The organism is Niallia taxi, assembly GCF_032818155.1.
GTDB lineage: Bacteria > Bacillota > Bacilli > Bacillales > Cytobacillaceae > Niallia > Niallia taxi_A.
Genome location: NZ_CP102589.1, coordinates 1,494,793 through 1,507,162 on the forward strand (window position 1 = coordinate 1,494,793; position 12,370 = coordinate 1,507,162).

Genomic DNA, 12,370 nt, shown 5'->3' on the forward strand with positions numbered 1-12,370 from the left:
AAAAAAACTTTGCAAAAGTTGTTGACTTTATATTATCTAGAACATATAATAAATATTGTCCTGATGAGGACGTTAAAAAAACAAAAAACATGTCCCAGTAGCTCAGCCGGATAGAGCATACGCCTTCTAAGCGTACGGTCGGGAGTTCGAATCTCTCCTGGGACGTCCCATAAAGGCACTTGCAAATGTTGATTTTTATCAATGCTTGTGAGTGCTTTTTTTATGTCTTCAAACGAATAATCAATAAGGAAAAAATTTTACATATCTTTTTATACATGATGAGGATTAATGATTAATCGATATAAAATCCTATGGACTTTTTGTGATCGGACAGGTTATTGAAGAGGCGAGAAAGAAACGAACTAATTTTAAACCCATATTCTTTTTATATTTCTAAGCTTCATTGTTTTATAGTTAGATTAAATTATTTATTTTCGTGTTTAATTATATTTGACTAGCCTCATCTATCGCTTTGTGATTGCGTATTATTTTTATTTATTTACTTAAGGTTGTCAAACTAAAAGTGTATAAACAATAAGATAAATGGTTACAATAAAATAGTAACAGTTTTTTGCACAACACTGTTAAATGCCTTACTCTTCGGAGTAGGGCTTTTTTTATATTTCCCAAGACATTGCACTTCATCAAAGCAAACATAGCTGCTTTTCCAGTTTAGAAATACTTTTACAGCCTCCTAAAACATGGTAACATTGAATTACCACAAAAAGGAGAATAACCACATGAAGCATATAACAGCAGCTATCTACTTTTCAGTAGGCTTTTTATTAGTATCTTTTAACAGCTTTGGCGGCTTTTATCCTGTAGCAGGCTATAAGTTCATTGTCTTTTTTATTTTTCTTTTAGGAATTGTTTATCTTGTTTCTGCTATTAAAGATTACTTGAGAAAACATTATTCAACAGAAGATAGAAAAGGGTAGTTTTACTTTCAATGCTAGAGTATGACAAGTCCTAAAGGGAAGAATGTATCTTCTGAATGGAACACCTAGTGATGTTAGAATCTAATTTTTAATATTCACCAGTCTAGGTATGACAGGTTCATATTTCCTTAAACGAAAAAAAGCATCCGATGGGTGCTTTTTTTATCTTTGCGTCTTCAAAAAATACAAAAACCAAACTGCATGATTTTGTTCATCCATCGCTGCTCTTTTAAATGATTCTTTAATAAAGTCATTGCTTGTGCTGTCAGCGATTGTTAAATAAAAATCAACGGTCTCCTGCTCGTCATGGAAAGCAAAATCAATACCAGAATGATAGTTGTTAGGGCAAGTTTCTGTAATGACTGCTGAATGTTTGTGGCCTGTTAGCTGGGTGTAAATTGAGGAGAACACATTATAATGGTTGATTTCATCCTTGCGTATTTCGCTGATAATTTGTCTTTCTCGTTTTGTCGGTGCTAATGTTTCCAGTTTTTTATAACAGTGGATTGCGGCATACTCACCATCTATTGCCTTCGCAATCTGTGCAGCGAGCTCCTTTGCGCGCTGTTGATATAAATCATAATAGTGATTCAAATTATTCAGCTCCTTGCGGTTGTTATAGCTTACATTATGAAATTTATAAATATAAGGAACTTGTCTTATGTAAAAAGAGGAGCTCGTGAAACGAGGAGTATTGATGAGGATTTTCTTTTTTTCTTACTTTGCTGTTTTTAATGTACGTACAAACTTAATGTTAGAACCTTTCACCTGCTTTTGAACTTTTTTAATCCCTTCTGTACCAACTACACTGCCAAGCATACTGATGACAATACTTGAACAAATCCATTGCAAAGTATAATAAATACCAGAACCGACTAGTATATCAAGAAGCATAATTCGCTTGATAACAGTACCCTCAACTACCACAACGAGAAATTTCTTTTCGGTCTTTCTTGCCAAATAGATCACATCCTTCCTATTAAGCTTATGTGCCTGTATGCTTGGTCTATTCAATAATAAATCATCACTTTTCATTCAGAGTGATGACCTAGTTTACTATTTTTTAGATAATGTAAATATATAACAGGAATTGAAAGAAAAAGCAGGGAATATAAAGCGAGAAGCTTTTTCATATTTTTAGAGAATGGGTGGGAACTGTTATGGAAATAAGGACATCAAGGCTGTTAATCCGTGAATTCAACAAAAGTGATTGGCCAAAAGTTTATAGCTATGCCTCAAACAGTAATGTCATGCATTACATCCCAGAAGGTGTAATGACAAAGGAGCAAACACAGCAATTTATACGTGATAATCAAGGTGAAAATGCGCAATATTTTGCTGTGATGCTAGCGGCGGAAAAGGAGCTAATAGGCCATATAGCGTTTTTTAAATATTTTGGAGTGCATACATATGAAATTGGGTGGGTGTTTCATCCTGATTTTTTTAATCAAGGCTATGCAACAGAAGCGGCAAAAGCTGTTTTAGCCTATGGGTTTGAAAGTATGGAGCTTCATCGGATTATTGCTACATGTCAGCCTGAAAATGTTCCTTCTTATAGAGTGATGGAGAAACTTGGAATGAGAAGAGAAGGTTTTTTCAAGAAATGCATTCCTGCAGGAGACGGTTGGTGGGATGAATATTATTACGCAATATTAAAAGAGGAATGGGAGTGCATCCGTTAAGGCCGGATGTTTAAAGGGGCTGCATAAACAAGCTCAAGGCTTAACGTGCATGTAACCCCTAGATCCACCAGTTACATTGGAAAGCTACTTACTCTGTGCTACGCATTAAATAGTAAATGAGCAGCTTTTGAGTATTGCTTTTCAAGCTTGTATTGTCAAAACGGTGAGGCTCATGTGCTCCTTTAAAATAAAAATTATACTCTGTAGAAATACCGTCATTATGGCCGCGCTGTACATTAAGCTGGTTCCTTTGCATATCTTCCTTGATTTTCTTTAAGTCTGATTGAACTTTCTGCATGGTATGTTCAATTAGATTTACATAGACATTTTTGATTTTGAAGGATGTATCTTCTATCTTTTTGCGGTCATATTCGAGTACTGCTAATACAAGTGCTAGATACACGGATTGACTGATAATTTTGCGGTCGGACTCTAAAATATCGTGCATCTCTCGACCGCTCCTATTCCGCTTTTTTTGCTGAAATAAGATTATGGAATGGCACGAAGTGAATAGAGTGCTCCATCCCCTTTACCCGCAGCTCTTTTTTGACATAATCGATGAAAATAGTCGTTCCATATAGCGAATAAATGGATTCCTCGAGCTTAATTCTGTATTCAAGTGACCAGTTGTACTCCATCGCTTCATGTATAAGCATGTCAGTATCAGTAGAGAAAGCTTTAGTTGATTCTGGCTTTGTCTCTATTACCCCTTGTTTTAGCTGTTGCGGAAATACCATGGCAGTCCATTTTAATTTACTTTCTTTAATCATAACATCCATCTCCTTTTGTCCTTTTAATATATCAGAACAAACGTTCTTAATCAAGGTTTATTTGGAACGTTTGTTCGTATATAATATATGCAAGAAAGGAGTGAAATATTAAATGAATCGTCAGCTAGAAAGAGCACTCAAGGAAAATCGGGCAATCGAAATCATTTATATGAGCGGAAATGAATGTTTCTCGAAGAGGACTATTCTTGTGCGGGAGATGAAGGGAAGCTATATTAAGGCATATTGCCTGCAGAGAAAACAGCCAAGAATATTTAAGCTGGATTCTATCCTCGCTGTTTCCTTTGCAGTTACAGATAGAAAAAATGCCTAAAAAAAATGCTTGGAGTCATTATTTTCTTGCGATGCGAAAGCCATTGTCGATATTTTCAAAACCAACGTGAGGATAATATGACATCGCATCAGGAGCCGCGAGAAGAATAAGGGCGCTCTCCGATACGCTCTTTTAATAGGAGGAGTAAAGTTTTGCCAATGCCTTCCTTTTGATAGCTCTTATCGACTGCTAAATCAGATAGATAGCAGCAGTAGCTAAAATCCATTACTGCCCTTGCCACCCCAACTAATTGATCCCCATTCCATGCCGTAAAAAGTATATCTGCATGATTAATCATTTTCTGTAGCCGCGGATAGTCATCTGTGGGACGAATAAGTTTTGATGCAAGGAATACCAGGGAAAGCTGTTCTGGTGTTATTTTTTCATTGTATTTGTATTCAATTACTGTTAGTGGATCCATATATTACTTCCTGCAGCTTTTTCTTTAATATAAAGTGAAAAGACCAATTATCTGCAAAAAAATGATATAAAATTTCTTCAATTATCTGAAAATTTTATATCAATATAACAATCGCTTTATTTCTCAAAGGTGAACTTTATGAAAACATACACATTCCCTTATAGGATGAAATCTCTTTCAACATCGTTTGTCAGTTTTTCTAATAAGTATTTATAGAGTAACAACAAAAAATAGGAAAAAAGGTTAGTGTAAACGGTTAAGAAATCGGTAAATGGTTATATTGAAGATATCACCCTATCGGTTTTGTAAAAAAGTTCACAAATTGTACACAAAAACGTTGGAAACGCTTACTGATTATAGTGTATACTATACATATAGTAAATTCTAACTATAAACAATTGCAGTGAAATATAGATGAAACAGATAGGAGACTATGTAAAGGAGAAGGAAAAGATGATTTTAAAAGAGTTAGCAAGAAACCGGAAATTAGTCATTAATTACTATAAAAATGGACTTTTGCAAACATGCAAGGGCAGTGTAGAGTTGTTGAACCTCCACGAGCAAACGTTAAACCTGAAGGATGAGAAGGAGAATATCCTCCAAATTAAATTATCATGGATTCATGACATTGCACCAACAGCTGGTTAAGTATATTTGAAAATGGAACCGCTTTCCTAAGAGGGAGCGGTTTTTTGTAAAAAAAGGTTGTCAGGAAATCTGACAACTTCGTATACGCAGTTCACATTATCGTATTATAATGAATTCTCCAAGAAGTATTGTGCTCGATTGTACTGTGAAAATTAGGAGTAAAAAAACATAAGGGAATCTGTTAAAAAAAATTTTTGGATTTTTACAAAGTACAGGCGTTATTTATTTATCAATATTGTAAGCGGTTACTCTTAGTTTGTTTTTGTTTGAATTATCGAATAATTCTTAAAAAGGGTGTTGACTCTTGTTTCAAATCGGCGTAAGATAACCTCAACAAAAGCAAAACAGAAAATAAAAAAAACACCTTAGAAAGCTATTGAAACCATTTGAAATACCGTCGTTAAGTAAGCCTATTACCTAAATAAAAGATAATGAAAATACGATGATGAGGATAAGTAGTTCCTGATTTGGGATTCCACAGAGAGCCGGTGGTTGCTGAGAACCGGTGAAGCCGATCAAGAATGAACTCACCTCTGAGTGTTGGCTTGAAACACATTTGTGCAGTAGAGCTAACCGAGTGACACGCCACTCGTTACCAAAAAAAGAACGAACTGTTCATTGAGTGCATACATGTTTTATTGTATGAATGAGGGTGGTACCGTGGAAAAGCTAAAAAAAGCCTTTTCACCCCTTTTGTCTACTTAGTTAAGTAAACATTGGGGGTGTGAAGGCTTTTTTTATGATATAAATCCATTTAATTACTGGTGCTGCTGGCGAAATCATTGTAAAAATTAAATCACCTTAATAAGGAGGTTATATTGATGATACAGAAAACCGCCTTTGAAGAGACGAAGGCTCAGACAAAGCCGTTAACAGGTGCAGATCTTTTGCTGCAAGCTTTAGAGCAGGAAAATGTGGAGTATATTTTTGGCTATCCGGGAGGTGCAGTTCTTCCGATTTACGATAAAATATACGATTCGAAAATATTCCATGTCCTTCCGAGACATGAACAGGGCGGAATACATGCTGCTGAAGGCTATGCCCGCATATCTGGAAAACCGGGAGTAGTTATTGCCACATCAGGTCCTGGTGCCACAAATATCGTGACAGGACTTGCGGACGCGATGATGGATTCCTTGCCGCTCGTTGTTTTCACTGGACAGGTAGCGACAGGTGTTATTGGGACAGATGCATTTCAAGAGGCAGATATTCTTGGTATTACAACACCAATCACGAAATATAATTGTCAAATCAGAAGCTTGGAAGACATTCCAAGAATTGTAAAGGAAGCTTTCTTTATTGCTACAAGCGGAAGACCAGGGCCGGTATTGATTGACGTGCCGAAGGATATTGCTGCAACTGTGACAGAGGTGCCTCAGGAGCAAGAAGTGGACTTGCCGGGCTATCAGCCCACTACAAAGCCAAATTATTTACAAATCCGTAAGCTGACAGAGGCTGTCAGTGCTGCTAAAAAACCAGTAATTCTGGCAGGAGCAGGGGTTATTTTCTCAAAGGCGTCAACCGAGTTGAAGGAATACGCAGAACAGCAGCAGATTCCTGTTGTGCACACATTGCTTGGCTTAGGTGGACTTTCGGAGGATAACAGCTTGTTTGTCGGAATGGGCGGAATGCATGGCTGTTACGCGGCTAATATGGCATTGTATGAGTGTGATTTACTTGTAAATGTTGGTGCAAGATTTGATGACCGCTTGACAGGTAATTTGCAGCATTTTGCTCCAAATGCAATTAAGGCACATATTGATATCGATCCAGCTGAGATTGGCAAAATTATTCCGACAAAAATTCCAGTCGTAGCAGATGCGAAAGAAGCGTTGACAGAGTTAATCAATCAAAATGGAAAACGTTCTGAGCATGACGAATGGTTAAAAAAGATTGAAAATTGGAAAAACGAATACCCTTATTATTATGATGAAGATTCCGACAAGTTGAAGCCGCAGCAAATACTTGAGCTTCTTCATACAAAAACAAATGGGGAAGCAATTGTAACAACAGATGTTGGACAGCATCAAATGTGGACAGCACAATACTACCGCTTTAAGGATCCTAATAAATGGGTAACTTCAGGTGGATTGGGAACAATGGGGTTCGGCTTACCATCAAGCATCGGTGCACAAATTGCCGACAAGGATGCAATCGTTCTTTCCATTAGCGGTGATGGCGGTTTCCAAATGTGCAGCCAAGAATTAGCTCTTATCAGGGAGTTGAACTTGCCGATCAAAATCATCATTTTCAATAACCAAGCATTAGGAATGGTAAGGCAATGGCAGGAATTCTTTTACGAATCACGTTTTTCTCACAGTAAGGAATCTGTGCAGCCGTCCTTTGTCAAGCTTGCAGAAGCATATGGCATTAAAGGCTATCAAATTTCTAAAATTGAGGATGCTGACAAAATATTGGATGAAGTCCTTCATAACAGGGAACCAGTTGTCCTAGACTTCCGTATTGATCCTAATGAAAATGTTTATCCGATGATTGCACCAGGCAAAGGTTTACATGAAATGGTGGGGATGAAACCATGAAAAGAATAATCAGTTTAACAGTCATGAATAAATCTGGTGTTTTGAACCGGATTACCAATTTGTTTTCAAAAAGAAACTATAATATTGAAAGCATTTCGGTTGGTCATACGGAGCAAGAAGGTATATCCAGAATTACATGTGTTGTTCATGTAGAGAGTGAGAATGTCATCGAGCAGGTGACAAAGCAGCTCAATAAACAGGTCGACATTTTAAAGGTTGTGGATATTACTGACCAGGCAATTGTGGAAAGGGAGCTTGCTTTAATTAAGGTACTGGCAACACCAGCCACTAGAAATGAGCTGTACTCCTTAATTGAGCCTTTCCGGGCGTCTGTAATCGATGTGAGCAAAGAAAGCTTAGTCATTCAGATTACTGGTGAAGCATCTAAGATAGAAGCATTTATTGAGCTGATAAAACCATACGGAATCAAAGAGATTGCAAGAACTGGAACCACCGCATTCCCGCGTGGGTCTCAGAAAAACTCTAGTCAAAGAAACCATTACTCTATTGTTTAATTAAATTTATATAAAAACAAATCTACTAAAAAGGGAGAAATTTAAAATGGCGAAAATGTACTATAACGGAGATGCAAGCTTAGGATACTTTGAAGGAAAAACGGTTGCTGTAATTGGATACGGATCACAAGGCCATGCACATGCACTAAATATGAAGGATAGCGGAGTAAATGTAATCATTGGTTTAAGACAAGGGAAATCATGGGATAAAGCAGCTGAAGACGGCTTTGATGTTTATTCAGTTGGAGAAGCAACAGCTAAAGCTGATGTAGTGATGATTTTGCTTCCGGATGAGCAGCAAACAAAGGTTTATAATGAAGAAATCAAGCCGAACCTAACTAGCCAAGCATTAATGTTTGCGCACGGCTTCAATATTCACTTCAGCCAAATCGTACCACCAAGCTCAAGTGACGTATTGTTAGTAGCTCCAAAAGGTCCTGGTCACTTAGTAAGAAGAACGTTTGAACAAGAAGCTGGCGTGCCTGCATTATTTGCAATCTACCAAGATGTTACGGGAGAGGCAAGAGAGCTTGCATTAGCATACGCAAAAGCAATCGGCGCATTGCGTGCAGGAGCTTTGGAAACAACGTTTAAAGAAGAAACAGAAACAGATTTGTTCGGTGAGCAGGCAGTACTATGTGGTGGCTTGACTGCGCTTGTAAAAGCTGGCTTTGAAACATTGGTGGAAGCTGGTTACCAGCCTGAATTGGCATATTTCGAGTGTTTGCACGAGCTGAAATTAATCGTTGACTTGATGTATGAAGATGGAATGGCTGGCATGAGATACTCTATCTCCGATACTGCACAATGGGGCGATTTCGTAACAGGACCAAGAATCGTAACAGAAGATGTGAAGAAGGAAATGAAAGCAGTATTAACAGATATCCAAGAAGGCAAGTTTGCAAAAGGCTGGATTTTGGAAAACCAAGCGAACAGACCTGTCTTTAATGCAATCAATGCAAGAGAAAGTGAGCATTTAATCGAAACAGTCGGCAAAGAGCTTCGTTCTATGATGCCATTTGTTAAAAGCTCAAGGAAAAAAGAAGTTGTAGGCAGTGGCCAAAAATAAGACCTTTTATAAATACACTACTATCTTATAAGCAGTAAAAGGACGGTGCAGGAGTTAGATCCTGGGCCGTTCTCTAAAAATAAGCAATCGCAGGCTTACAGATGAGCATGGAGGTCATTAGCAAATGGAGAAAAAAATTGCCGTATTGCCTGGAGATGGCATCGGTCCAGAAATCATTAAAGGTGCAATCGATGTATTGCAGGTAATTGAAGCGAAATTTGACCACTCTTTTGAATATAATTATGCAAATATTGGCGGATCTGCCTTTGATGAAGAAGGAACACCTTTATCAGACAAAACGATTGCATTATGCAAATCGAGTGACGCGATTATGCTTGGCGCAGTTGGCGGGCCGAAATGGGATGCTCTTCCTGTTTCATCAAGACCTGAACAGGGGCTGCTTCGCATCAGGAAGGAGCTTAACCTTTTTGCAAATTTAAGGCCAACTAAATATTTTCCAAGCTTGGCACCAGCGTCTCCGCTGCGCCAAGAAGTTATTGAAAATGTTGATTTAATGATGGTTAGAGAGCTGACAGGCGGCATTTACTTCGGCACACCAAGTGAAAGAACAACAATTGGCGGAAAGGCTGGAGCTGTTGATACGCTTCTGTATACAAAAGAAGAAATCAACCTCGTTTTGAAAAAAGCATTCGAAATCGCCAAAACTAGATCGAAGAAAGTAACCTCTGTCGATAAGGCAAATGTATTGGAATCAAGCAGACTGTGGAGAGAATGTGCTACTGAGATGGCGGTGCAATATCCGGACATTAAACTAGAGCATATGCTTGTCGATAATGCGGCAATGCAGCTTATCAGCAATCCAAGACAGTTTGATGTAGTTGTAACAGAAAACATGTTTGGTGATATCTTAAGTGATGAGGCAAGCGTGCTGACAGGATCGCTTGGGATGCTGGCATCAGCAAGTATTTCTGAATCAGGTCCATCACTTTATGAACCAATACACGGTTCAGCTCCAGATATTGCTGGACAAAATATTGCCAATCCGCTGGCGACTATCCTGTCTGCAGCAATGATGCTTCGTATTTCCTTTGACATGGAACAGGAAGCACAATTAATAGAAAATGCAGTTGATGCAGTTTTAAATAAAGGCTATCGAACAAAGGATATCCTGTCTGCAGATACTACATTGCTTACTACTTCACAAATGGTTGAGCAAGTTAAAACCGAAATTACGGCGGCACTTGAAACAGTAGAAGTACGATAAATAGAGAGAAAACGAAAGAAAATTGGACAGATAAACAGGATAAATAATATATAGAAAAAAAAGACAAAAGGAAGGGGAGGGCCATAATGGGCAAATCCATTATTGAAAAAATCTGGGAAAAGCATATTGTTCATCGCGAAGAGGGAAAGCCGGATCTCCTGTACATTGATCTTCATTTAGTGCATGAAGTGACATCCCCACAAGCATTCTCTGGGCTAAGAATGAAAAACCGCAAAGTCCGCCGCCCTGATCGTACCTTTGCAACAATGGATCATAATGTTCCAACAATCAATCGCTTTCAAGTGGATGATGAAGTAGCTTTAAATCAGATGACAACATTAGAAAAAAACTGTCTTGAGTTTAATGTCCCATTGGCAAATTTGGAAAGTCCAGAACAAGGAATTGTCCATGTCATTGGTCCGGAATTGGGATTAACACAGCCGGGAAAAACGATCGTTTGCGGTGACAGCCATACATCGACGCATGGTGCTTTTGGTGCATTGGCGTTTGGAATCGGAACTAGTGAGGTTGAGCATGTATTAGCAACACAGACTTTGTGGCAAACAAAACCCAAAACCTTAAAAATAGAAGTGAACGGTAAATTAGCAATGGGTGTTAACGCTAAGGATGTTATCTTGTATGTTCTTTCCAAGTATGGTGTCAATTTCGGTACAGGTCATGTTATTGAATACACTGGTGACGTCATCAAACAATTGAGCATGGAAGAGCGAATGACAATTTGCAATATGTCCATTGAAGGTGGCGCTAGAGCAGGGCTTGTGTGTCCAGATGAAACGACTTTCAGCTATATGCGCGGCAGAAAATATGCTCCTGAAAACTTTGAGGAAGCAGTTAAAGCGTGGGGAGAAATCGTATCAGATGAGGACGCTGTCTATGATAAAGTGATTGAAATAGACGGCAATGACATTGCACCAATGGTCAGCTGGGGAACAAATCCATCGATGACTGCCAAGGTGGATGACAGTATTCCGAATGAAAATGATTTTGCGGACGAAACAGATCGTCGTGCCTTAAAGAGTGCTTTGCAATATATGGGGCTTAAAGAAGGACAGCAAATTAAAGATATCGCCATTCAGCATGTCTTTATCGGTTCTTGTACAAATTCTAGAATAGAAGATTTGCGACAGGCTGCAAGTGTTATTAGCGGGCAAAGGGTGCATCCAGGTGTACGCGCATTAGTTGTTCCAGGTTCCCAGCAGGTGAAAAAGAAAGCAGAACAAGAAGGTCTTGATAAATTATTTACCGAAGCAGGCTTCGAGTGGAGAGATGCGGGCTGCAGCATGTGCCTGAGTATGAATAATGATGTTGTACCAAGCGGAGAACATTGTGCATCCACTTCAAACCGTAACTTTGAAGGCCGACAAGGGGCAGGTGCCAGAACACACTTAGTCAGCCCGGCAATGGCAGCAGCAGCGGCGCTTAATGGTCACTTTGTTGATATACGAAAAGGAAATGTAGCAGAACTTGTATAAGGAAAAGGAGGGGACGTCCCATGGGCGGTTTTAAGAAATTGGCCGGAAAGGCTGTGGCGATGGATCGTGTAAATGTGGACACAGATCAGATCATCCCTAAACAATTTTTGAAAAGAATTGAAAAAACAGGATTTGGACGCTTTGCATTTTATGATTGGCGATATAAAGAGAATGGTGAGCTTAATCCGGAGTTTGAATTGAATTTCCCAGAAAATCAAGGTGCGAATATTTTGATTGCAAACAAGAACTTTGGCTGTGGTTCATCAAGAGAGCACGCTCCTTGGGCATTAAATGATTATGGATTTCAAGCTGTTATTGCACCATCCTTCGCTGATATCTTTTATCAAAATTGCTTGAAAAATGGCATGCTTCCGATCGTTCTAGAGGCTAGTGATGTTGAATATTTGCTAAAGGCAGCTAAAGTGCAGCCTTACAAACTTCATATTAATTTAGAGGAAGAAAAGGTAGAGGATGAAAGTGGCTTCTCAGTAAACTTTACAATCCATCCATATTGGAAAAAAATGCTTGTGAATGGATGGGATGAAATCCAAATTACCCTGCAATATGCGGATAGTATTCAAGAATATGAAAATAATATCAATACATTTCAATTAGTAAAATAATAAAGAAGAGGGTTTTCGAACCGTGAAATGCTTGTAATGTGCAGGGGAAAGCTGGACCACAAAGCATGATACGGAAGGAAGCTCCTTTTTCTTTTTAGGAATATTTAGCAATGTT

14 protein-coding genes, 1 tRNA gene, 1 pseudogene and 1 other annotated feature are annotated in these 12,370 nt (G+C 38.5%); of the genes and pseudogenes, 11 read left to right on the plus strand and 5 right to left on the minus strand.

The features are described from left to right. Positions 1-91: 91 nt before the first annotated feature. Positions 92-165: transfer RNA gene (locus NQZ71_RS07290), tRNA-Arg, on the plus strand. A gap of 575 nt (positions 166-740) precedes the next feature. Continuing rightward, positions 741-938: a hypothetical protein gene (locus tag NQZ71_RS07295; RefSeq protein ID WP_260053741.1), complete on the plus strand. Its 198-nt coding sequence runs from the start codon at positions 741-743 to the stop codon at positions 936-938. Positions 939-1,100: 162 nt separating this feature from the next. On the opposite strand, the gene NQZ71_RS07300 is transcribed toward NQZ71_RS07295, so the two are convergent. Both NQZ71_RS07300 and NQZ71_RS07305 read right to left on the minus strand, forming a co-directional pair. Then, on the minus strand, positions 1,101-1,541 hold the full coding sequence (locus tag NQZ71_RS07300; protein ID WP_144456480.1) for a ferritin-like domain-containing protein: 441 nt from the start codon (positions 1,539-1,541) through the stop codon (positions 1,101-1,103). A gap of 114 nt (positions 1,542-1,655) precedes the next feature. Continuing rightward, positions 1,656-1,898 carry a hypothetical protein gene (locus NQZ71_RS07305; RefSeq protein ID WP_144456478.1) on the minus strand — a complete coding sequence of 81 codons (243 nt, stop codon included), beginning with the start codon at positions 1,896-1,898 and terminating at the stop codon, positions 1,656-1,658. A 200-nt stretch (positions 1,899-2,098) separates the two neighbouring features. Here NQZ71_RS07305 and NQZ71_RS07310 point away from each other — a divergent pair, with 200 nt between their 5' ends. Next, complete coding sequence (locus NQZ71_RS07310) at positions 2,099-2,620, plus strand: GNAT family N-acetyltransferase (protein ID WP_317011581.1); 522 nt, start codon at positions 2,099-2,101, stop codon at positions 2,618-2,620. Between the two features lie 88 nt (positions 2,621-2,708). Here the strand turns inward: NQZ71_RS07310 and NQZ71_RS07315 are convergent, their stop codons facing one another. Further along, positions 2,709-3,068 carry a YhjD family protein gene (locus NQZ71_RS07315; protein ID WP_317011582.1) on the minus strand — a complete coding sequence of 120 codons (360 nt, stop codon included), beginning with the start codon at positions 3,066-3,068 and terminating at the stop codon, positions 2,709-2,711. Between the two features lie 13 nt (positions 3,069-3,081). Then, the gene (locus tag NQZ71_RS07320; protein ID WP_260053743.1) at positions 3,082-3,390 is read right to left on the minus strand and encodes a hypothetical protein; all 309 of its coding nucleotides are present in this window, start codon (positions 3,388-3,390) and stop codon (positions 3,082-3,084) included. Positions 3,391-3,502: 112 nt separating this feature from the next. On the opposite strand from NQZ71_RS07320, the gene NQZ71_RS07325 reads away from it, so the two are divergent. Then, positions 3,503-3,721, plus strand: a complete 219-nt coding sequence (locus NQZ71_RS07325; RefSeq protein ID WP_144456470.1) for a WYL domain-containing protein — start codon at positions 3,503-3,505, stop codon at positions 3,719-3,721. A gap of 18 nt (positions 3,722-3,739) precedes the next feature. Here the strand turns inward: NQZ71_RS07325 and NQZ71_RS07330 are convergent. Continuing rightward, a pseudogene (locus NQZ71_RS07330) lies at positions 3,740-4,142 on the minus strand (GNAT family N-acetyltransferase). A 414-nt stretch (positions 4,143-4,556) separates the two neighbouring features. On the opposite strand from NQZ71_RS07330, the gene NQZ71_RS07335 reads away from it, so the two are divergent. The 7 genes from NQZ71_RS07335 to leuD all read left to right on the plus strand — a co-directional run bounded on the left by NQZ71_RS07335 (position 4,557) and on the right by leuD (position 12,255). Continuing rightward, positions 4,557-4,790: a YolD-like family protein gene (locus NQZ71_RS07335; RefSeq protein WP_259347156.1), complete on the plus strand. Its 234-nt coding sequence runs from the start codon at positions 4,557-4,559 to the stop codon at positions 4,788-4,790. 433 nt (positions 4,791-5,223) lie between these two features. Then, positions 5,224-5,485: a binding site (T-box leader), on the plus strand. 126 nt (positions 5,486-5,611) lie between these two features. Beyond that, positions 5,612-7,330 (plus strand): acetolactate synthase large subunit, encoded by a 1,719-nt coding sequence (ilvB, locus tag NQZ71_RS07340; RefSeq protein ID WP_260053744.1) that lies wholly within the window; start codon positions 5,612-5,614, stop codon positions 7,328-7,330. Further along, entirely contained in the window at positions 7,327-7,845 is a 519-nt protein-coding gene (gene ilvN, locus NQZ71_RS07345) for an acetolactate synthase small subunit (RefSeq protein ID WP_144456463.1), read from the plus strand. The genes ilvB and ilvN overlap by 4 nt, the downstream gene beginning before the upstream one ends. Before the next feature lie 46 nt (positions 7,846-7,891). Further along, positions 7,892-8,914 (plus strand): ketol-acid reductoisomerase, encoded by a 1,023-nt coding sequence (gene ilvC, locus NQZ71_RS07350; protein WP_127737187.1) that lies wholly within the window; start codon positions 7,892-7,894, stop codon positions 8,912-8,914. Positions 8,915-9,038: 124 nt separating this feature from the next. Beyond that, positions 9,039-10,139 carry a 3-isopropylmalate dehydrogenase gene (gene leuB / locus NQZ71_RS07355; RefSeq protein ID WP_317011583.1) on the plus strand — a complete coding sequence of 367 codons (1,101 nt, stop codon included), beginning with the start codon at positions 9,039-9,041 and terminating at the stop codon, positions 10,137-10,139. A gap of 86 nt (positions 10,140-10,225) precedes the next feature. Next, the gene (gene leuC, locus NQZ71_RS07360) at positions 10,226-11,632 is read left to right on the plus strand and encodes a 3-isopropylmalate dehydratase large subunit (protein ID WP_144456459.1); all 1,407 of its coding nucleotides are present in this window, start codon (positions 10,226-10,228) and stop codon (positions 11,630-11,632) included. A 20-nt stretch (positions 11,633-11,652) separates the two neighbouring features. After that, complete coding sequence (leuD, locus tag NQZ71_RS07365; RefSeq protein ID WP_144456457.1) at positions 11,653-12,255, plus strand: 3-isopropylmalate dehydratase small subunit; 603 nt, start codon at positions 11,653-11,655, stop codon at positions 12,253-12,255. Positions 12,256-12,370 lie beyond the last annotated feature (115 nt).